Origin of the sequence: Amycolatopsis sp. lyj-90, assembly GCF_046549035.1 — a bacterium.
GTDB lineage: Bacteria > Actinomycetota > Actinomycetes > Mycobacteriales > Pseudonocardiaceae > Amycolatopsis.
The window spans coordinates 634985-654763 of sequence record NZ_JAJPWP010000003.1; the positions used below are offsets into that span (position 1 = coordinate 634985).

Annotated in this window: 20 protein-coding genes and 1 pseudogene; 9 read left to right on the forward strand and 12 right to left on the reverse strand. The window is 69.6% G+C overall.

Translation table 11 applies throughout. The annotated features are described in order from the left end of the window. Positions 1-162 precede the first annotated feature (162 nt). Positions 163-1692 carry an FAD-binding oxidoreductase gene (locus ACLJPX_RS14545; RefSeq protein WP_410600540.1) on the forward strand — a complete coding sequence of 510 codons (1530 nt, stop codon included), beginning with the start codon at positions 163-165 and terminating at the stop codon, positions 1690-1692. 5 nt (positions 1693-1697) lie between these two features. Here the strand turns inward: ACLJPX_RS14545 and ACLJPX_RS14550 are convergent, their stop codons facing one another. Then, a complete protein-coding gene (locus tag ACLJPX_RS14550; RefSeq protein WP_410600541.1) occupies positions 1698-2132 on the reverse strand; it encodes a VOC family protein in 435 nt (144 codons plus the stop codon). Positions 2133-2155: 23 nt separating this feature from the next. Further along, on the reverse strand, positions 2156-2842 hold the full coding sequence (gene trhA, locus ACLJPX_RS14555) for a PAQR family membrane homeostasis protein TrhA (protein WP_245192189.1): 687 nt from the start codon (positions 2840-2842) through the stop codon (positions 2156-2158). An 86-nt stretch (positions 2843-2928) separates the two neighbouring features. Here trhA and ACLJPX_RS14560 point away from each other — a divergent pair, with 86 nt between their 5' ends. Then, the gene (locus tag ACLJPX_RS14560; RefSeq protein ID WP_410600542.1) at positions 2929-3705 is read left to right on the forward strand and encodes an isoprenyl transferase; all 777 of its coding nucleotides are present in this window, start codon (positions 2929-2931) and stop codon (positions 3703-3705) included. Between the two features lie 69 nt (positions 3706-3774). Here ACLJPX_RS14560 and ACLJPX_RS14565 read toward each other — a convergent pair whose 3' ends face one another. Next, positions 3775-4023 (reverse strand): hypothetical protein, encoded by a 249-nt coding sequence (locus tag ACLJPX_RS14565; protein ID WP_410600543.1) that lies wholly within the window; start codon positions 4021-4023, stop codon positions 3775-3777. 728 nt (positions 4024-4751) lie between these two features. Between ACLJPX_RS14565 and ACLJPX_RS14570 the strand changes: the two genes are divergently transcribed. Beyond that, positions 4752-6038 (forward strand): PhoH family protein, encoded by a 1287-nt coding sequence (locus ACLJPX_RS14570; protein ID WP_410600748.1) that lies wholly within the window; start codon positions 4752-4754, stop codon positions 6036-6038. Between the two features lie 28 nt (positions 6039-6066). Here the strand turns inward: ACLJPX_RS14570 and ACLJPX_RS14575 are convergent, their stop codons facing one another. Continuing rightward, complete coding sequence (locus tag ACLJPX_RS14575; RefSeq protein ID WP_410600544.1) at positions 6067-7098, reverse strand: glycosyltransferase family 2 protein; 1032 nt, start codon at positions 7096-7098, stop codon at positions 6067-6069. Positions 7099-7130: 32 nt separating this feature from the next. Next, the gene (locus ACLJPX_RS14580; protein ID WP_410600545.1) at positions 7131-8570 is read right to left on the reverse strand and encodes a GuaB1 family IMP dehydrogenase-related protein; all 1440 of its coding nucleotides are present in this window, start codon (positions 8568-8570) and stop codon (positions 7131-7133) included. A 35-nt stretch (positions 8571-8605) separates the two neighbouring features. Here ACLJPX_RS14580 and ACLJPX_RS14585 point away from each other — a divergent pair, with 35 nt between their 5' ends. Continuing rightward, entirely contained in the window at positions 8606-9082 is a 477-nt protein-coding gene (locus tag ACLJPX_RS14585; protein WP_410600546.1) for a DUF309 domain-containing protein, read from the forward strand. Here the strand turns inward: ACLJPX_RS14585 and ACLJPX_RS14590 are convergent. Beyond that, positions 9062-9472 (reverse strand): winged helix-turn-helix transcriptional regulator, encoded by a 411-nt coding sequence (locus ACLJPX_RS14590; protein WP_410600547.1) that lies wholly within the window; start codon positions 9470-9472, stop codon positions 9062-9064. The genes ACLJPX_RS14585 and ACLJPX_RS14590 overlap by 21 nt on opposite strands. Here ACLJPX_RS14590 and ACLJPX_RS14595 point away from each other — a divergent pair. Together ACLJPX_RS14595 and ACLJPX_RS14600 are read left to right on the forward strand one after the other, a co-directional pair. Beyond that, positions 9464-9838 carry a YybH family protein gene (locus tag ACLJPX_RS14595; protein ID WP_410600548.1) on the forward strand — a complete coding sequence of 125 codons (375 nt, stop codon included), beginning with the start codon at positions 9464-9466 and terminating at the stop codon, positions 9836-9838. The genes ACLJPX_RS14590 and ACLJPX_RS14595 overlap by 9 nt on opposite strands. A 73-nt stretch (positions 9839-9911) precedes the next feature. Beyond that, on the forward strand, positions 9912-11141 hold the full coding sequence (locus ACLJPX_RS14600) for an NADH:flavin oxidoreductase/NADH oxidase family protein (RefSeq protein ID WP_410600549.1): 1230 nt from the start codon (positions 9912-9914) through the stop codon (positions 11139-11141). On the opposite strand, the gene ACLJPX_RS14605 is transcribed toward ACLJPX_RS14600, so the two are convergent. The 3 genes from ACLJPX_RS14605 to ACLJPX_RS14615 all read right to left on the reverse strand — a co-directional run bounded on the left by ACLJPX_RS14605 (position 11085) and on the right by ACLJPX_RS14615 (position 14344). Beyond that, on the reverse strand, positions 11085-11840 hold the full coding sequence (locus ACLJPX_RS14605; RefSeq protein WP_410600550.1) for a Pr6Pr family membrane protein: 756 nt from the start codon (positions 11838-11840) through the stop codon (positions 11085-11087). The genes ACLJPX_RS14600 and ACLJPX_RS14605 overlap by 57 nt on opposite strands. A gap of 103 nt (positions 11841-11943) precedes the next feature. Then, complete coding sequence (locus tag ACLJPX_RS14610; protein WP_410600551.1) at positions 11944-13455, reverse strand: ATP-dependent DNA ligase; 1512 nt, start codon at positions 13453-13455, stop codon at positions 11944-11946. Between the two features lie 46 nt (positions 13456-13501). Further along, complete coding sequence (locus ACLJPX_RS14615) at positions 13502-14344, reverse strand: helix-turn-helix transcriptional regulator (RefSeq protein WP_410600552.1); 843 nt, start codon at positions 14342-14344, stop codon at positions 13502-13504. Between the two features lie 139 nt (positions 14345-14483). On the opposite strand from ACLJPX_RS14615, the pseudogene ACLJPX_RS14620 reads away from it, so the two are divergent. Then, positions 14484-15314, forward strand: a pseudogene (locus ACLJPX_RS14620) (DMT family transporter); the annotation flags it as partial. On the opposite strand, the gene ACLJPX_RS14625 reads toward ACLJPX_RS14620, so the two are convergent. Continuing rightward, on the reverse strand, positions 15312-15767 hold the full coding sequence (locus ACLJPX_RS14625) for an SRPBCC family protein (RefSeq protein ID WP_410600553.1): 456 nt from the start codon (positions 15765-15767) through the stop codon (positions 15312-15314). The pseudogene ACLJPX_RS14620 and the gene ACLJPX_RS14625 sit on opposite strands and share 3 nt — an antisense overlap. Before the next feature lie 44 nt (positions 15768-15811). On the opposite strand from ACLJPX_RS14625, the gene ACLJPX_RS14630 reads away from it, so the two are divergent. Then, positions 15812-16393 (forward strand): TetR/AcrR family transcriptional regulator, encoded by a 582-nt coding sequence (locus ACLJPX_RS14630; protein WP_410600554.1) that lies wholly within the window; start codon positions 15812-15814, stop codon positions 16391-16393. Here the strand turns inward: ACLJPX_RS14630 and ACLJPX_RS14635 are convergent. Then, a complete protein-coding gene (locus tag ACLJPX_RS14635) occupies positions 16390-17787 on the reverse strand; it encodes a class II fumarate hydratase (RefSeq protein ID WP_410600555.1) in 1398 nt (465 codons plus the stop codon). The genes ACLJPX_RS14630 and ACLJPX_RS14635 overlap by 4 nt on opposite strands. Before the next feature lie 113 nt (positions 17788-17900). Between ACLJPX_RS14635 and ACLJPX_RS14640 the strand changes: the two genes are divergently transcribed. Continuing rightward, entirely contained in the window at positions 17901-18890 is a 990-nt protein-coding gene (locus tag ACLJPX_RS14640) for an NAD(P)/FAD-dependent oxidoreductase (protein WP_410600556.1), read from the forward strand. Between the two features lie 63 nt (positions 18891-18953). Here ACLJPX_RS14640 and ACLJPX_RS14645 read toward each other — a convergent pair whose 3' ends face one another. Further along, a complete protein-coding gene (locus tag ACLJPX_RS14645; protein ID WP_410600557.1) occupies positions 18954-19772 on the reverse strand; it encodes a S1 family peptidase in 819 nt (272 codons plus the stop codon). Positions 19773-19779 lie beyond the last annotated feature (7 nt).

A 19779-nucleotide genomic window follows, 5' to 3' on the forward strand; every position in this document is an offset into this window, starting at 1 on the left:
CACTTTCTTGTGCCAGAGGGAACACGCGTGTGTCCGTCCTGGTCACGACCCACCCAGCCGAACGGTTGATCGCGCCATACCTCCGGCTGACCCGCCTTTTCCGCCTGCGTCCCCCGCGTTCGGCTGAGGCGCCCCGTCCTCGATCCCGCGACGCTGAACCGCATGGGAAACGAGTTGAGCAGACGCGGAGTACTGGCCGGTGCGGCCGCCGTCGGAGCGACCATCGGCCTCGCGGGAACCGCCGACGCGGCCGAGTCCGCCCCGCTGACGATCCGGCCCGGCGACCCGCGCTACGACGGTTTGGTACGCGCCAACAACTTCCGGTTCGTCGGCAACCCCGGCGAAGTCCGGCTGGCCGGAACCACGGGCCAGGTCGTGCGCGCGGTTTCGGACGCGGTCCGCGCGGGGCGGCGGGTCGCGGTCCGCAGCGGCGGGCACTGTTTCGAGAACTTCACGGCGGATCCGGCGGCACGGACGCTGATCGATCTGTCGAGATTGGACGCCGTCGGCTTCGATCCCGCACGGCGCGCGTTCTTCGTCGAGCCGGGCGCGACCCTCGGGCAGGTGTACAAAACCCTCGGCCGCGGTTGGGGTGTGACGATCCCGGCGGGCGGCTGCCCGGAGGTCGGCGCGGGCGGGCACATCGCCGGTGGCGGGTACGGTCCGCTGTCGCGGCGGTACGGCGCCGTGGTCGATCACCTGGAAGCCGTCGAGGTGGTGGTGGCGGACCGGGCGGGTGTGCGCGCGGTCGTCGCGTCGCGCGATCGGAACGAAGACCTGTGGTGGGCGCACACCGGTGGCGGCGGAGGCAACTTCGGCGTCGTGACGCGCTACTGGCTCCGCTCGCCCGGCGCCACCGGCAACGATCCGGCCCGGCTGCTGCCTCCGCAACCGAGGGAGATGCTGACCTGCCTGGCCGCCTGGTCCTGGGACGAGCAGACGCTCACCCGGGTCCTGCGGAACTTCGGCACCTGGATGGAACGCAACAGCGCCCCCGGCTCGCCGAACGCCGGTCTGTATCCGATCCTCGACCTGAAGCACCGCGACAACGGAAGCTTCGAACTGACCGTTCAAGCCGACGCCGACCTCCCCGGCGTGGATCGGCTGGTGACCGCTCTCGTCACCGGGCTCGGCGCCGAGCCCGCGTACACCTATCGGCACAAGTCGCCGTGGTCGCACATGACGACCTGGCCGGGCCTCGGGCAACCCGGCGATGTGGCGACGCGCCGCTACAAGATCAAGGCCGCGTACCTGAACCGGTCGTTCACCGATGCCCAGATCGCGGCGATTCGGCGGCACTTGAGCGGGGAGACCACGGTCCAGGGCGGGATGCAGCTCGTCGGCTACGGCGGCCAGGTGGGCGCCGTCGCCCCCGAGGCGACCGCGATCGCGCAGCGCGGGGCGATCATGAAGGCGGTCTACAGCTCACTCTGGCTGGAGCAGACCGACGACGCGGCGAACCTGGCCTGGGTGCGGGAGTTCTACCGGGACGTCTATTCGTCGACCGGTGGTGTGCCGGTCGACGACGGTTCGTACATCAACTATCCCGACGTCGACCTGGCCGATCCGGCCTGGAACACGTCCGGCGTGCCCTGGCAGACGCTGTACTACCAGGGCAACTACCCGCGTCTGCGGCAGGTGAAGGCGCGATGGGACCCGCGGAACGTCTTCACCCACGCGCTCGGGATCTGAACCGCTCAGTCGAGACAGAACTCGTTGCCCTCGATGTCCTGCATGACGATGCAGGACTCGTTCTCCTCGTCGGCGAGCATCACGCGTTCGCAGACCGCGCCGAGCGGGATCAGCCGATCGCGCTCGGCTTCGAGGGCGGCTAGGCGTTCGGCGCCCACGAGCCCGGTGCCGACCCGCACACAGAGATGCACCCGGTTCTTGACGACCTTGCCCTCGGGAACGCGCTGGAAGTACATCCGCGGGCCCGCCCCGGTGGGATCACTGCAGACGAAGCCCTTGTCCCGGTCCTCCGGCGGCAGCGAGTCGTTGTACGCGTCCCAACTCGTGAAGCCCTCCGGCGGCGGCGGTACGACGTACCCCATCACCTCGCACCAGAACCGGGCGACGCGCTCGGGCGACGCGCAGTCGAAAGTGATTTGGACCTGCCTGATCGTCCCCATCACCTCACCCTAGCGGCGAGGTGTCAGGCGTACATCGCCAGCCAGATCGCGATGTAGTGGGACACCGCCGCCAGCACCGTGCAGGCGTGGAAGTACTCGTGGTACCCGAAGGTGTCCGGGAAGTGGTTCGGCCACTTGACGGCGTAGAACACCGCGCCCAGCGTGTAGAACAGCCCGCCGACGCAGAGCAGCACGAGCGCCGCGACACCGGCGTGCGCGCCCAGTTCGGGCAGGACGAAGACGGCGACCCAGCCCAGTGCGATGTAGATCGGCACGCCCAGCCAGCGCGGCGCGTTCGGCCACAGCATCTTCAGGGTGACGCCGCCGATCGCGCCGCCCCACACGATCGCCAGCACGATGTACCCGGTCGGCTGGGACATCGCCAGAAGGGTGAACGGCGTGTAAGTGCCCGCGATGAACAGGAAGATCATCGAATGGTCGGCGCGCTTCATCCATTCGTATGCTCGTGGGCTCCACAAGCGACGGTGATACAGCGCGCTGACGCCGAAGACGCCGAGCACGGTCAGGCCGTAGACCGAAGTGGACAAAGCGGCGATAGGCGACACAGTGGACGCCGCGAGGCTGATGAGTGCCGCGGCTCCGGCGACGGCGCCGAAGAAGGACCAGAAGTGAAGGTGACCCCGCAGGCGAGGACGCGTGTCCACCAAGGGCGTGGGGCCGGACGGCTGGGGTTCGGTCTCTACGCTCACCTAGCCAGGTTACGGCACCGTAGGTTTTTTACCAGTCTCCGTGGCGCGTCCCACTGAGGCCCGCGGGGTGACTACTCTCCACTGGCGTGAGTCTTCGGTCCTTCTTGTCAGACGTCGTGTACAGCGCCTACGGCAGGCGCCTGATCCAGCAGGCCAAGGGGCGCCATCCACGCCACATCGCCATCATGCTGGACGGGAACCGCCGCTGGGCGCGCGAAGCGGGCTTCGCCGACGTCGCCGACGGCCACCGCGCCGGCGCCAAGAAGATCGCCGACTTCCTGAGCTGGTGCAACGAGGCCGACGTCGAGGTCGTCACGATGTGGCTGCTCTCGACCGACAACCTCGGCCGCGCGGTCGAGGAACTGAGCCCCCTGCTGAAGATCATCACCGACGTCACCGACGAACTCGCCGCGCCGCACACGCCGTGGCGGCTCCGCATCGTGGGAGCCCTTGACCTGCTGCCGCCGGAGGTCGCGAAGGCCCTCAGCGCGGCCGCGGAGCGCACCGAAGGGCGTTCCGGGATGGAGGTCAACGTCGCGGTCGGTTACGGAGGGCGCCAGGAGATCGCCGACGCGGTCCGCAAACTCCTGCTCCAGCACGCCGACGAGGGCACCTCGATCCGCGAGCTCGCGAAGATCCTGGACGTCGACCATATTTCCGAACACATGTACACCTCGGGCCAGCCCGATCCGGATCTGATTATCCGCACCTCGGGTGAGCAGCGGCTTTCCGGATTTCTGCTCTGGCAATCGGCCCATTCCGAATTCTGGTTCACCGAAGCGTATTGGCCCGCATTCCGCCGGGTCGATTTCCTTCGCGCCATGCGTGATTACGCGTGGCGGCATCGTCGCTTCGGTTCCTGAGGTACCCGACCCCGGACAAGACGAAGGCCCCGGCGTGCACTCCGGGGCCTTCGATGTCGACACTGAAGATCAGTGGTGGTGGTGCTCCAGCGAGTGGGCCAGCAGAGCCGGCGTCAGGATGACACCGGTGTAGGCGCCCGCGACCAGCGAGGCGGCACCGTAGCCCAGTGCGCCGCCGCCCTCGATGAACGTGTTGTAGGCATCGCCGAACGTCGGGTCCGGGGTGCCGGAGTGGTCACCGGTGGCGGCGAAAGCGGTCCCGCCTGCCATCATGAGACCAGCGGCGACCACGGATACGAAACCAGCCTTCTTCAGCACTACGCACACTCCTTGGTAGAGATATTCAGTAATCGGGGCACGGAGTTCCGGTGGGTGTGTCCCGCAGTGAGAAAATTACTCGCTATTCAGGTCTTGTGACCGCCTCGTAATCCCATTGTGTGAGCCGAAAAAGGTTCATTTCACCCGGTACGGTTCTCTGTCTCGGACACAAAATGCGCTCCGCTACCGACCGTGGTAGAACCCGGAGTTCGATCGGGCGAATGCCCTCTGTCGCGTTAATCCATCCGGGTCACATCGACGAGCGTCCCTGAATGGTGATCGACACTACGTACCGTGATGGTGACCAGGTGTTGATGTCACGCGACCGACAGTGAGATGACGGTTTGGCGAATCACCGTGGTGGCTGCCTGCGCGATCGCCCCGACGCAGGTACCTTCCGAAAGTGAGGGTTCGCGTCCCATGCGGACTCTCACGGGAGGCCCTGGTCGTGGCAGTTGTCGACAGGGCGGCACAGCCGCCCAGTGGATGCACGAGGGGGCCGGCACCCGGCCCTCGCGGCCGTGCCGACTGACGCGGAAAGCGTCAGAAGGAGCGGTTAGCCAGGGAGGTGCCCGGCCCAGCGAGTGCGGGCGTGGTGCCACGCCCACGAGGGAGATGCCGTCGTGACTGCGCAGCGTTCACCCCGCAAGGCCTCTGGCCGTTCTTCGACCGGTGCCCCTGGCCCGGAGAAAGCCTCGATCTCGCCCGAATCCCAGCGGTCCACTTACGTGCTCGACACGTCGGTCCTGCTCTCTGACCCCTGGTCGGTGACTCGTTTCGCCGAACACGCGGTCATACTCCCGCTGGTCGTCATCAGTGAACTGGAGGCGAAACGTCACCATCCCGAACTGGGGTGGTTCGCGCGCGAAGCGCTTCGCATGCTCGACGACCTGCGTCGTCAGCACGGCAGGCTCGACGCGCCGATCCCGATCGGTGAGCACGGCGGCACCCTGCAGGTGGAGTTGAACCACTCCGACCCCACGGTGCTCCCGGTCGGCTTCCGCACCGACTCCAACGACCACCGCATCCTCGCCTGTGCGCTCAACCTGGCGGCGGAACGCGCGTCGGTCACGCTGGTGACCAAGGACATCCCCCTGCGCGTCAAAGCGGGCGCCGTCGGCCTCGAGGCCGACGAGTACCGCGCGCAGGAGGTGACGCCCTCGGGCTGGACGGGCATGGCGGATGTGGACGTGTCCCAGGCCCTGGTCGACGCGCTGTTCAGCGGGTCTTCCGTGGATCCCGCGGAGTTCGGGATGCCCGAGGTCGGTGAGCTGCCCTGTCACACCGGGTTGCGGCTGCTCGCGGGTAGTTCGAGCGCGCTGGGCAGGGTCACCGCGGACAAGCGGATCCGGCTCGTGCGGGGTGACAAGGAGGCGTTCGGCCTGCACGGCCGGTCGGCCGAGCAGCGGGTGGCGCTGGATCTCCTGCTGGACTCCGATGTCGGCATCGTCTCGCTGGGCGGACGCGCCGGTACCGGCAAGTCGGCGCTCGCGCTCTGCGCGGGGCTGGAATCGGTGATGGAACGCCGCCAGCACCGCAAGGTCGTGGTGTTCCGGCCGGTGTACGCGGTCGGCGGCCAGGAACTGGGCTACCTGCCCGGTTCCGAGAGCGAGAAGATGCAGCCGTGGGCGCAGGCGGTGTTCGACACCCTCGGCGGGCTGGTCAGCCAGGACGTCCTCGACGAGGTCTTCGACCGCGGCATGCTCGAGGTGCTCCCGCTGACGCACATCCGCGGCCGGTCGCTGCACGACACGTTCGTCATCGTCGACGAGGCGCAGTCCTTGGAGCGCAACGTGCTCCTGACCGTGCTTTCGCGGCTCGGCACGGCTTCGCGGGTCGTGCTCACGCATGACGTCGCGCAGCGCGACAACCTGCGGGTCGGGCGGCACGACGGCGTTTCGGCGGTGATCGAGAAGCTCAAGGGGCATCCGCTGTTCGCGCATGTCACGCTGACCCGTTCCGAGCGCTCGCCGATCGCGGCGCTGGTCACCGAAATGCTGGAGGACCACGGATAGCCGATCGGGGAGTCCTCTTGGGACAGTCCTAAGGGGACTCCCCGTGCCTCCTGCGCACCGCGGCGGAATCGGCGTCGTGACTCGGACCGTGGGAAAGGCGGTCCGGCGCCGCCGTGGAGTAGAAACAGGAGATCGCCGGGACGACGAGCGGGTCGCGATCGGCGGTGAGGCTCAGCAGGAGATCCCAGTCGTCCATTTCGACCAGCGACTCGTCGAAGCGGGCTTCCGTCAAGCCCGCGCGATGGGCGACGGCGCCGGTGTCGGCGAGGTTCTCCTTGAGCAGGGCTTCGCGGCTGTACGGCTTCAGCAGCAGCTCCGGCAGGCCTTCGACGTCGTCGATGACGTACGCGCCGTACGCGACGGTGATCTCCGGGTGCTCGCCGAACGCCCACGCCAACGCCTTGAGCCACAAGGGATGCATGGTGTTGTCGTCGTCGAGGTAGGCGACGGCGTCGCCGGTCGCCACGGCGAGCGCGGCGTTGCGTGCGGCGCTGACCCTGTTGTGCGCCACGCGGATCGTGCGGATACGCGGATCTTCGAGGGCCGCGAGGACCTTGGGCGTGGCGTCCGAACTGGCGTCGTCGACGACGATCAGTTCCCAGTTCTCGTAACGCTGCGCGAGGACCGACTCGATCGCGCGGGGCAGCAGCCCGGCGCGATCGTGCGTGGGCAGGACGACGGAGATCTTCGGGGTGGCGGCGAGTTCCAGCGGCTCGAGCCACTGGGTGAAGGTCTGGACGGCGCGGGCCGCTTCGAGTCGCCCTGCCCGGAGATGAAGGCCTTCGAAGGCGGTGTCGTGGCCGCCGAGCCAGCCGTCGAGCGCTTCTTGCCGCGAGCCGATGGCCTCCTGCTTGGCCTCGACCGTGGTGGTGCGCGCGTCACCGTCCCGCAGCGCCCGGTCGTGGTCCTCCAGCCAGGCGTTGTGGTGCTCCAGTTTCGCGCGCAACCGCTCCAGTTCCGCGGCCTGGGCCGCGACCACGGAACGCAGTTCGGCGATCAGGTCGCTGTCCTCGTGGCGGCGGTCCACCGCCGCCGCCACGGTCCGTCTCAGGCGCTTCACCCGGTGCACCCTAGTGCTTCCGGGGCCCCGGATCACCAGCCCGCGGGCAGCGGGCGTCCTTCCGCGAAACCCGCGGCGGACTGGATACCGAGCAGCGCGCGCTCGTGGAACTCCTCGAGCGTCCGGGCGCCCGCGTACGTGCAGGCGGAGCGGACACCGGAGCCGATGGAGTCGAGCAGATCCTCGACGCCGGGGCGGGCCGGGTCCAGCGCCATCCGCGACGCCGAGATGCCCTCTTCGAACAGGCCCTTCTTGGCGCGTTCGAAGACGTTGTCCGTCCGGGTGCGGGCGCCGACGGCGCGTTTGGACGCCATGCCGAACGATTCCTTGTACGGCTTGCCCTGCTCGTCGTAGCGCAGGTCGCCGGGGGACTCGTGGGTGCCGGCGAACCACGAGCCGACCATGGCCGCCGACGCGCCCGCGGCCAGTGCGAGCGCGACGTCGCGCGGATGCCGCACGCCGCCGTCCGCCCAGACGTGTTTGCCCAGTTCGCGGGCCGCGGCCGCGCATTCGGCGACGGCGGAGAACTGCGGGCGGCCGACGCCGGTCATCATCCGCGTGGTGCACATGGCGCCGGGGCCGACACCGACCTTGACGACGTCCGCGCCCGCGTTGATCAGGTCGCGCGTGCCCTCCGCGGTGACCACGTTCCCGGCGACCACCGGGACCCTCGGGTTCACCGACCGGACGGCCTTGAGCGCGGAGATCATCTTCTCCTGGTGGCCGTGCGCGGTGTCGACGACCAGCACGTCGACGCCCGCCGCGAGGACGGCTTCGGCCTTCGCCGCGACGTCGCCGTTCACACCGATCGCGGCGGCGACGCGCAGGTTGCCGCCGCCGTCGACGGCCGGGGCGTAGATCTCCGCGCGCAGCGCCGCGATCTCGGTCAGGACGCCCGCGAGCCTGCCGTTTTCTTCGATGCCGAGCGCGAGACCGCCGCCGTGGGAGTGCAGGCGCTCGAACACCTCGCGTGGCGGGGTGTCCAAGGGGACCGTGACGAGCGCGGGCTCCGCGACGTCGGCGAGCCGCGCGAAGCGGTCGACGCCGGCGCAGGCCGTTTCGTCGACGATGCCGACCGGCTTGCCCTCGTCGTCCACCACGACGACGGCGCCGTGGGCACGTTTGCCGACCAGGTTCAGGGCGTCGGCCACCGCGTCTCCGCCGGTCAGCACGAGCGGGGTGTCCCACACGGTGTGACGGCTCTTGATCCAGGTGACGATGTCGGCGACCGCGGCGACGTCGACGTCCTGGGGAAGGACGACGAGCCCGCCGCGGCGGGCGACCGTCTCGGCCATCCGGCGGCCGGCGACGGCGGTCATGTTCGCCACCACGATCGGGATCGTCGCGCCGGTGCCGTCCACAGTGGACAGGTCGACGTCGAAGCGGGACTCCACGTCCGAACGGTTCGGCAAGAGGAACACGTCGTCGTAGGTCAGGTCGTGAGCGGGCCGATGCCCGTCGAGAAAGCGCACGAGTCCCCAGGATACCCGCGTGGGACAATGGCGGCATGACCGACCGGGACCGTGACGAAGCCGGACGAGCACGCAACGCGCGCCCTCGGGACGGTCTCGGGAGGCCGCTCCCGTATGGCGCCGACGGTGTCGAACGGCAGCCCGAGGGCATCGAGCGGGCCCCCGAGGACACCATCGCCGAGGCCCAGCGCCTGCTCGACGCGGGCCGCCCGTTTCACGCGCACGAGGTGTTCGAGGACGCGTGGAAGGCCACCGACGGGGCCGAGCGCGAGCTTTGGCGTGCCCTCGCGCAGCTCGCCGTGGGCCTGACCCACGCGGCCAGGGGGAACGGGAACGGCGCGGCGTCGCTGCTGGAACGGGGTGCGGACAACATCGAGCCGTTCCGCGAGGCCAGGCCGCACGGGATCGACATCCCCGGCCTGCAGGTATGGGCGCGGGAAATGGCCGAAGAGGTGAAGGTGCGGATCCGGGTCGAGCCGGTTCCGCCTCGTCTACTGGGACAGGGCCTGTAGCGCCGAGCCGGAGCGGTACAGCTCGATCAGCAGCGGCCGCAGTGCCCGCCCCGCCGGGGTGAGCCGGTAGCTGGTCCGGCTCGGGAAGCCCGGCAGTTCCTCCCGGATGGCGAGGCACCGCGAGGTCAGGTCGCCGAGGCGTTCTGTCAGCACCTTCGCGGACAGGTCGGGCAACGCGGCGCGAAGGTCGCTGAAGGACCGGGCGCCGCCCATCAGCTCCCGGAGGACCAACGTCGTCCAGCGGCCCGAGATCGCGGCGAGCGCGACCTCGACGGGGCAGTCCGGCTCTGGTCGCCGGGTGCGGCCCCGGGCGTCAGGGACGAGCTCGCCGTCGAAGGTTTCCGTTTGGTGACCTGCTTCGCGGTCCGTTTCGCTGTCCGCATGACGCATTCCACCAGTGTGCCTTTGACCGCCGACCCCGCCGAGCATCCCTTCGTCTTCCAGGCCGCCTTCAACACCGGATCCGCCGAAATCCTCGACACGATCTACGAACCGGACGCCGTGTTCGTCCGCCGTGACGGCGTGCAGGTGACCGGTGCGGAACGCCGGGCCGCGAACGGCATGATCCTCGCGCTCGGGCAGCCCGTCACCGTGACGCCGCGGCAGGTGCGCGTGGCCGGTGACCTGGCGTTGTTGATCGTCGATTGGGTGATCGAGGGGCATCTCGCGGCGACGGCCACCGACGTCGCGCGCCGTGGCGAAGACGGGCTCTGGCGCTACGTGATCGACAACCCCTTCGGTCTCGGCGCACCTTGAGTACTCGACATACCGCGAGTATGTTACTTCGAGTAGGGATACTGCTCAGTAGGTAACGGCGGGAGAAGGCGCGATGAGCGAGCCCAAGGAATTGCTGGCCGAACCGCTGAAACTGCGCTGCGGCGCGCTCCTGCCGAACAGGCTGGCCAAGGCCGCGCTGAGCGAGCAACTCGGCGACCGCCGCAACCGGCCGACCGCCGAACTGGCCGAGTTGTACCGGACGTGGTCGCGAGGCGGCGCCGGCACGCTGATCACCGGCAACGTCATGGTCGATCCGACCGCGCTCGGCGAGCCGCGCAACGTCGCGGTGCCGCGGGAACCGGACGCGACCGGGTTCAAGCCGTGGGCGCGGTCGGCGGACGGGACCGAGACCCGGCTGTGGGTCCAGCTCAACCATCCCGGCCGTCAGAGCCCGCGTTTCCTGTCCCGTCAGCCGGTCGCGCCGTCCGCGGTGCCGTTCGGCGATCGCGGCATCCGCTCGGTGTTCGCGACGCCGAGGGCGCTCACCGGAGACGAGATCGAAGCGATCATCGACCGGTTCGGCGTCGCCGCGCGCACCGTCGTCGAGGCGGGGTTCGCCGGTGTCCAGATCCACGGGGCGCACGGCTACCTCGTCTCCCAGTTCCTTTCACCGCTGACCAACCGGCGCACCGACGGCTGGGGAGGCGACGCGGTGCGACGGCGCCGGTTCCTGCTGGAAGTGGTCGCCCGGATCCGGGGCGAGGTCGGTGACGCCGTGCCGATCGCGGTCAAACTCAACAGCGCGGACTTCCAGCGCGGTGGCTTCAGCGAGGAGGAGTCGCTCGAAGTCGTCCGCGAACTGGGCGAAGCTGGCATCGACCTGTTGGAAGTCTCCGGCGGCACCTACGAGAAGGCCGCCATGATGGGCTCCGGCAAGGCGAGCACCGTCAGCCGGGAGGCCTACTTCCTCGACTACGCCGCGAAAGCGCGGCAGGTCACCGACGTCGCGCTGATGGTCACCGGCGGCTTCACCAGCCCGGAGGGGATGGCGGAGGCGCTGCGTTCCGGCGCGCTGGACGTCATCGGTCTCGGCAGGCCGCTGGTCGTCGATCCGGCGCTGCCCGGCCGTCTGCTGGCGGGTGAAGACGCCCGCGCCGAGCGCAAGGCACCGAAGACGGGCATCCGGCTGGCCGACAGCCTGCTCGAAATCCAGTGGCACACCCAGCAGATGCACCGCGTCGCGGCCGGGAAGCCGGTGGACCGGCGGCTCGGCGCGGTGCGGACGCTAGTACGTGCCGGCGTCGCGGATCCGCTCAACGCCTTCCGGCGGGTCCGGGGCTGATCCATCCATGCCCCCATCTTCGCCCTCAACGGAGGAGTTGCGCTCCCAGCCCCAATTCTCGTCCTGCTCGTCTCGACGGCTGAAGGTGCGGTCGAAGCCGACCGCGGCCGCCGCGAGGCCGATGAACAGCACGCCGATCAGCACGCAGTTGAACGCGACACCGCCGTAGCTGTTGATGCCCGGATCGACGAACGGGTACGGGTAGAAGCCGATGATCGCGCCGCGCACCAGCGTGACGGCGAGCCAGGCCAGCGGGTACAGCAGTGACCAGGACAGGACCCGCCACGACAACTGGCCTCGCGGCCCGAACAGCAGCCAGCCCGCGACGCACATCAGCGGTGACACCTTGTGCAGCATCGTGTCGGCGAACACGGCCCAGCCGTGCAGTTCGTAGAGGTCGGCGAGCGCGACCTGGAAGACGACGCCGGTCACGGTGATGCCGACGAGGCCGGTGAGCCGCAGCACGCCGAACAGGGTCGACCGGCCCGCGACGCCGAGCGCGAGCAGCAGACTGCCGACGCCGACCAGGATGTTCGAGTCGATGGTGAAGAAGGCCAGCAGGTTGGCCACCCGCCCGGCCGGGGTGTGGAAGCTGCCGCCCTCGGTGCCCGCCGAGACCGGGATCTGGGCGGCGAGCCCGGCGATCACCACCAGCGCGGTCGCGCCGAACCAGGCACGCGCGATCTTGGAAGCCTGCATTCTGTCTACTTTATGGGTGACCGGCCCGCGACGTCCCGTCACCACCGGGTCCCGCCACTCGATCGGGGGCGCCTCCTCGCCGCGATTAGTCCTCTAGTTGCTGTCAGGGCTTGAGGAGACCACGCACGGTGTCGATGGTGTCGGCGTCGGCGGCCTCCTTGTCGGGCCGGTATCGGACGACGCGCGCGAAGCGCAGCGCGAGCCCGCCCGGATAGCGCGTGCTCACCTGGGCCCCGTCGAGTTCGATCTCCACGACAAGCTCCGGCCGCACGTGCACCGCCCAGTCCGTGCGATGGGTCTCGATCTCCTGGAACGTCTTCGTCTGCCAGGCCAGCAGCTCGTCGGTCATGCCCTTGAACGTCTTGCCGACCATGATCGGCGGCCCGCCGTCGGGGTCGCGCGCGCCGAGGTGCAGGTTCGACAGCGTGCCGGTGCGCCTGCCGTGTCCCCATTCCGCGGCGAGGACGACCAGGTCGATCGTGTGCACCGGTTTCACCTTGAGCCAAGCGCGCCCGCGGCGGCCCGCCGCGTACGGCGACGCGAGGTCCTTGACCATCACGCCCTCGTGCCCGGCGGCCATCGCCGCTTCCAACACCGCTTCGGCCGAAGCGGGCGCGATCTCACCGGGGATCACGTGCTCGCCCGCGACCTTGCGCAGGGCCACGTTCCGCTCGGACAGCGGAGCGTCCAGCAGGTCGGTGCCGTCGAGATGCAGGCAATCGAAGAAATACGGCCGTAGCAGCAACGCCTTGACCTGTTCGTCGCGGCTGCTGCCGAACCGGCTCATCGTCTCCTGGAACGGCCTCGGCCTGCCGTCGTCGGTCAGCGCCAGCGTCTCGCCGTCGAGCACCACCGACGTGCAGGGCAGCGAGCGCACGAGCTCCACCAGTTCACCGACGCTGCCGGTGATCTCGCGCAGCGTCCGCGTGTAGACGTGGACCTCTTCACCGTCGCGGTGGACCTGGATCCGCGCGCCGTCCATCTTGTACTCGACCAGGGCCCCGGCGTGCTCGGCGACGGCCTCTTCCAGCGACTCCGCCGGAGACGCCAACATCGGCCGGATCGGCCTGCCCAGGGCGAGTTTGAACTCCGCCAGCCGTTCCTTGCCGCCGGTCATCGCCGCCAGGCCCGTCACCGGCAGCTGCCCGGACAACATGAACGCCCGCCGGACGTCCTCGGCCGGGATCTCGGACGCCGCCGCGATGGCGTCCACCATGATCCCTTCGAGCGCGCCCTGCCGTAGCTCGCCGGTCAGCAGCCGGAACAGGAACTCCTGCTCGGCCTTGGTCATCCTGACGAACAACGCCCGCAACGTCTCCGTGCGCAGTTTCACCGAGCCGGAGCCGGACGCCGCCCCGACCGTGCCGAGCGCCGTGTCGACCTCGGCCACGGTCAACGACGGCTCGGCGGCCGGTGCCGCGTTCAGCTCGGCCAGCGTCCGCCAGCCGGTGCCGATGCGGCCCTGCGTCGGCTGCCCGGTGAGGAACGCGACCACCGCGGGGAGCTCCGGCTCGCCTGCGGCGCGCAGCAGTGCGGCCAGGGTGGCGATCTTCGCCTTCCTGGACCTCGTGGCGGCCAGTTCGGCCGACGCGGTCACCACCGCGGTGAACAACATGGGTCCATCATGACCCCGGGGACCGACAGTTTCCCGCCGAGCGGGTTCAGGCGTGCGCGGGATCCGCCACCCAGCTGGCCAGCAGCGCGAGCCCACGCTCGCCGGCGGAACCGGGCTCGGCGGTGTAGATCACCAGGGCCTGGTCCGGATCGTCGGGCAGCCGCAGCGTCTCGTAACGCAGCCGGAGTTCACCCACGACCGGGTTGATCATCACCTTCCACGAGTGCGCCTTCTCGCGCACGGTGTGCTTCGCCCACAGCTTCCGGAACTCCTCGCTGCCGAGCGAGAGCTCGCCGACCAGCTGGGCGAGGTACGGGTCGTCCGGGTATTTCCCGCTCTCGGCCCGGAGGTTCGCCACGACCTCTTTCGCCACGGTCTCCCACTCCGGGTGCATCTCGCGGGCGTGCTCGTCGAGGAAGAACATCTTCGGGATGTTGCGCTCGCCGGGCGGGCAGGCGGCGAAGTCGAAGGACAGCGCGGCCCCGAGCGGGTTCCAGGCCAGCACGTCCAGATAGCGGCCGAAGACGAACGCCGGGGACTGGATCGCGTTCAGCATCTGCTGCAGTTCCGGCCGGACCCGCTGCGCGCGGGGCCGGGCGATGCGTTTGCGCTTCGGCGCGGCCAGGTTGCGCAGGTACGTCTCCTCGTCGCGGTGCAGCCGCAGCGCCCGGCTCAGCGAATCGAGGACGGAATCGGACACGTTGCGGGCCCGCCCCTGCTCCAGCCGCGTGTAGTAGTCGACGCTGATTCCGGCCAGCTGCGCCAGCTCCTCGCGCCGCAGCCCGGCGACCCGCCGCTGGTTGAAGCCCGTCGGCAGGCCGAGGTCGGCCGGATCCAGCGCGGCCCTGCGTGCCTTGAGGAAGTCGCCCAGCTCGGCCGTCTCGGTCATGTCGACAAGTATCCCGATTCCGCGTGGCGGGTGCCTGGTCCTGCTGGACCCACCCGGTACCGGCGCCCGGCTTATGGTCCTGTCCAGCGGTCACGTTCTGGCCCTGTCCCAAGGGCCAATTCGCCGACATCGTGGTGACATGGTCAGCGAACGAAGAAGCGTGACGATCGGCGTACTGGGGGTGCTGATCGTCGGCGCGTCCGTGCCGGTGACGGGAATGCTCGACGGCTACCCGGTGATCACCGGACAGGCACTGCGTTACGCGCTGGCGGGACTGCTCCTGCTGGCGTGGGCGCGGTTGAGCGGTCGGCCGTTGCCGCTGCCCGGCCCGCGCGACGTGCCGTCGCTGATCGCTCTCGCGGCGACCGGGATGATCGGGTTCCAGGCGTGCCTGCTGTTCGCGCAGCGGTACGCCGAACCCGGCCTGGTCGCCGCGTTCCTCGGCGGCACGCCGCTCGTGCTCGCGCTGGCCGGACCGCTGACTAAGGGGAAACGGCCGTCATGGGCGCCGGTGACCGGGGCGGTGCTCGCCGGACTCGGGATCGCCGTGCTGTCCGGCGGCGGGGCGGCGCGCTGGCAAGGATTGGTGCTCGCGGCGCTGGCGATGGTGTGTGAGGCGCTGTTCACCCTGCTCGCCGTCGGGGTGCTCGAGAGGCTCGGGCCGCTGGCGACGGCGACCTGGAGTTGTTGTGCCGCGGGCGTCGGCGGCGCTGTCGTCGGCACGATCGCCGACCCGTCCGGCGCCTGGGCGTGGCCGGACGAGCGTGAACTGATCGCGCTCGGCTATCTGACGGTCGTCGTCACGGCGATCGCGTTTCTTCTTTGGTATTCGGCCGTTTCCGCACTCGGTGCGGATCGGGCCGGGGTGCTGGTGGGGCTGATGCCGGTCTCCGGTCTCGCCGTCTCCCTGCTGCTGGGCATGCAGGATTTCCGGCTCTCCCAGGTGATCGGGGTCGCGCTGGTGTCTTCAGGCGTCGTGGTCGGCCTGCGCCGCCGCGAGTTCGGTGAGCCGGGCGCATTTGACGTCGAAGTGCTTGACGACGTCGCCGCCGATGACCGCGACCATGACCGCGCGCAGCGGCCCGGTGAGCGTGACCTTCTGGACGAACTCCGTCCCGCCGTCGACCGCGGTCAGTTCCAGCACGAGATCCATGACACCGAAGGGAATCGGCTGGCGGAGGGCGATCTCGCGGTCCTGGATCAGCGACGTGATCGTGAACGGCTCGGCGACCCGTGAGTGCACGCGGCCGCGGAATCCGTTCGGTACGAGGAAACCGGTCGAGCCCACCTCGGCGGGACCGTGCAGTTCGGCGCCGGTGAGGTCGGGATCCCAGTCGGGCCACCGGGTGAAGTCGGCCAGTGCCGCCCAGAGCGCGGACGGCGGGACGGGCAGGATTTCGCGCGAGGTTCTGGTCCAGGTCATACCCCGACGATATACGGAACTGTCAGTCTCGTAAACTGGGATGCATGGTGCGAGGCAGGCCGAGGGAAGAGGGCATCGACGACGCGGTCCGCGAGGCCGTGCGGGCGCTGCTGACCGAAACCGGGTACCAGCGCTGCACGATCGACGCGGTCGCGGCGCGGGCGGGGGTCGGCAAGGCCGCGGTGTACCGGCGGTGGCGGTCGAAGGCGGAACTGGTGTTCGCCGCGGTGATCCATCCCGTCGAACTCGAACCGCCCGAGGACACCGGTTCGCTGCGGGGTGACGTGGCGGCGGTCCTCGCGGTGATCGAGTCCTCTTTGGACGGTGCGGAACTGCGGCGGGCGCTGCCGTCGCTGCTCGCCGACGTCCGGGCCGATCCGGTGCTGGAGGCCCGGTTCGGCGAGGTCTTCCTCGGCCGTGAACGCGGATATCTGGTCGAAACGCTGGAACGGGCCGTCGCGAGAGGGGAACTCTCGCGACGGCCCGATCCGGCGCTCGTGCACGCGATCCTGCTCGGCCCGGTGCTCACGTGGCTGCACCTGTTCACCGAGACGACGCCGCCGGGCGGGTTGGCGGCGTCGCTCGCCTCACCGCTCCACGCGGCAGTGGCCGCTCTCGGCGCTTAGCGGCCGCCGCGCGCCATCCGGAGCACGTCGAGCGCTTCGTCCAGCTGGGCCTCGGTGAGCTTGCCGTTCGCGACGTGACCGCGTTCGATCACGACCTCGCGGATCGTCTTCAGTTCCTTGAGCGCGAGCTTCGCGATCGCGGCGGCCTCTTCGTAGCCGATGTAGGAGTTCAGCGGCGTCACGATCGACGGCGAACCCTCGGCGTACTCCCGCGCGCGGTCGGCGTTCACCGTCACGCCCACGAACACCTTGTCCGCCAGCAGCCGCGAGACCGCCGCGAGCAGCCGCGCCGATTCGAGCACGTTGCGCGCGATGACGGGCAGGTTCACGTTGAGCTGGAAGTTGCCCGCCGCGCCCGCGAAAGCGACCGCCGCGTCGTTCCCGATCACCTGCGCGACCACCTGCAGCGTCGCCTCCGGGATCACCGGGTTCACCTTGCCCGGCATGATCGACGAACCCGGCTGCAGATCCGGCAGCGCGAGTTCGGCGAGCCCGGTGCGCGGGCCGGAACCCAGCCAGCGCAGGTCGTTCGCGATCTTGTTCAGCGACACCGCGACCGTGCGCAGATGCCCGGACGTCTCGACGACGCTGTCCTGCGTCGCCTGCGCCTCGAAGTGGTCACGCGCCTCGGTCAGCGGAAGACCGGTGACCGACGCCAGCTCCTGCGAAACGGCCGAGCCGAAACCCTCGGGCGCGTTCAGCCCGGAACCGACCGCGGTGCCGCCGATCGGCAGCTCACCGAGTCGCGGCAGGCCCGACTTCAGCCGTTCGACACCGAACCGGACCTGCGACGCCCACGCGCCCGCCTCCTGGCCGAAGGTGATCGGGACGGCGTCCATCAGATGCGTGCGGCCGGACTTCACGATGTCCGACCATTCGGCGGCCCGGGTCTCGATCGCGGCGGCCAGATACTCCAGCGCCGGGATCACGTCGGACAGGACGGCCTCCGTCGCGGCGACGTGGATCGTCGTCGGGAAGGTGTCGTTCGAGGACTGCGACGCGTTGACGTGGTCGTTCGGGTGGACGTCGCGGCCCAGCGCGCGCGACGCCAGCGTCGCGATGACCTCGTTGGCGTTCATGTTCGACGAGGTCCCGGAACCGGTCTGGAACACGTCGATCGGGAAATGCGCGTCGTGCTTGCCTTCGGCGACCTCGTCGGCGGCCTTCGCGATGGCCTCGGCGACCTCGGCGTCCAGCACGCCGAGGCGCGCGTTGACCCGCGCCGCCGCGGCCTTCAGCAGGCCGAGCGCGCGGATCTGGGCGCGCTCCAGGCCACGGCCGGAGATCGGGAAGTTCTCGACGGCGCGCTGCGTCTGCGCGCGGTAGAGGGCGTCGACGGGGACGCGCACCTCGCCCATGGTGTCGTGTTCGATCCGGTATTCCTGTTCAGCCATGCCTCAAGTTTCGCGCAGTGGCCGCTGGCGCGCTCCGTGTCTTTCGGCACGCGAGGGCTAGGATCGAATGTGTTCTCGATCACGCCGCCCACCACCGGCCGGGAGAGTGCCGAATGAGCGAGTCCGCTGGGGAAACGTCGTACGACCTCGTCATCATCGGGGCAGGTCCGACGGGTCTTTTCGCCGCCTACTACGCGGGATTCCGCGGCCTTTCGATGGCCGTCGTGGATTCACTGCCGGAGGCGGGCGGCCAGGTCACCGCGATGTACCCCGAAAAGATGATCTACGACGTCGGCGGATTCGCCGAGGTCCGTGGCCGGGACCTGGTGCAGGGCCTGGTCGATCAGGCGGCGCCGTTCAAACCGGTGTACCTGCTCGGGCGCAAGGCGGAGAAACTCGAAAGCGTCGAGGACGGCATCACCGTCACGCTCGACGGGGGACAGGTCCTGCGTGCCGGCGCGGTGCTGATCACCGCCGGGATCGGCGAGTTCACCCCGCGTCCGCTGCCCGCCGGTGACGGCTGGCTCGGCCGCGGCATGGTCCACTTCGTGCCCGCGCTCCAGGCGCACGCGGGCCAGCACGTGGTCGTCGTCGGCGGCGGGGATTCGGCGTTCGACTGGGTGCTCGCCCTGCATCCGGTCGCCGCGAGCGTCACCCTCGTGCACCGCCGCGCGCGGTTCCGCGCCGCGGAGTCCATCGTGCGGCAGGCGCGGGAACTCGGCGTGCGGATCGTCACCGACGCCGAGGTCACCCGGTTCTTCGACCGCGACGGCGCGCTCGCGGAGGTCGAGATCCAGGTGAAAGGCGCCGAACCCGAAGTGCTGCCCGCCGACGCGGTGGTCGCGGCGCTCGGGTTCACCGCCGATCTCGGGCCGATCGAAAGCTGGGGACTGCAGATCGACCACCGCGCGATCGCCGTCGACTCGACGATGGCGACCCCGCGGGAGCGGGTCTACGCGGCGGGCGACGTCGCGGCGTACCCGGGGAAGGTGAAGCTGATCGCGACCGGATTCGGGGAAGCGGCGACGGCGGTCAACAACATCGCGGTGGCGTTGAACCCGGAAGCGCACCTGTTCCCCGGTCACTCCAGCAACGCCGAGTAGCGCGTGCAATGAAAGGCCCGTTACTTGCAAAATTTGCAAGTAACGGGCCTTTCATTGCATCTCTCAAGCGGGCGGAGCGGGTGCGGGCGGAGCGGGCGGAGCGGGCGTAGGCGGAGCGGGTGCGGGCGGTGTGGTCTTCTCCGCGATCCACTGCGCGTAGGCCACCACCGAAGTCGCGATCGACGGCGAAGTCGCGCACACCGGATCGGCGTTGCCCGGACGGCTGATCGTGCCCAGCAGCACCCATTTCCCGTCCACCTTGGCGACTTCGGGACCACCGGAATCGCCGTAGCACGAACCCGACTTCCCGTCGGGATTGTCGGTGCACAACTCGACGGCGCCGTCGAACTTCGCGGTGCAGCGCACACCTTCGACGATCTTCGTGTCCAGTTGCTGCAGCTTCGCCGGACCCTTGCCGCAGCCCGTGGTCGGGCACGTCTGGCCCCAGCCGAGCAGCCGCGTCGGCGTTCCCGGCGCCACGATGGCCCCGATCGCGATCGGCGCCGCCTTCACCGGGGCGGCCAGCCGCACCAGGGCGAGATCGCCGCCCGCGTGTTCGGGCTCGGGGTTGTAGGACGGGTTCACGACGACCTCGGCGAGCCTCGCGATCTCGCCGCCTTGGGTGTTGTCGTTGCTGCCGATCCGCGCGCTCAGGTTCGCCGGGTTCTTGCTCTCGACACAGTGCCCTGCCGTCACGAGCCACTCCGCCGCGATCAGCGCGCCGACGCAGAAAGCCTTGCCGGAGGCCGAATGCAGCGACACGATGAACGGATAAGGCTCGTCGGCCTCTCTGCCTCCGACGAGGTCGCCCGCGCCCGTGGCCTGTCCGACCGGCATGAAGACCATCGCCGCGAACAGGACCACGAGCACGCGCTTGAGCACTGATTCT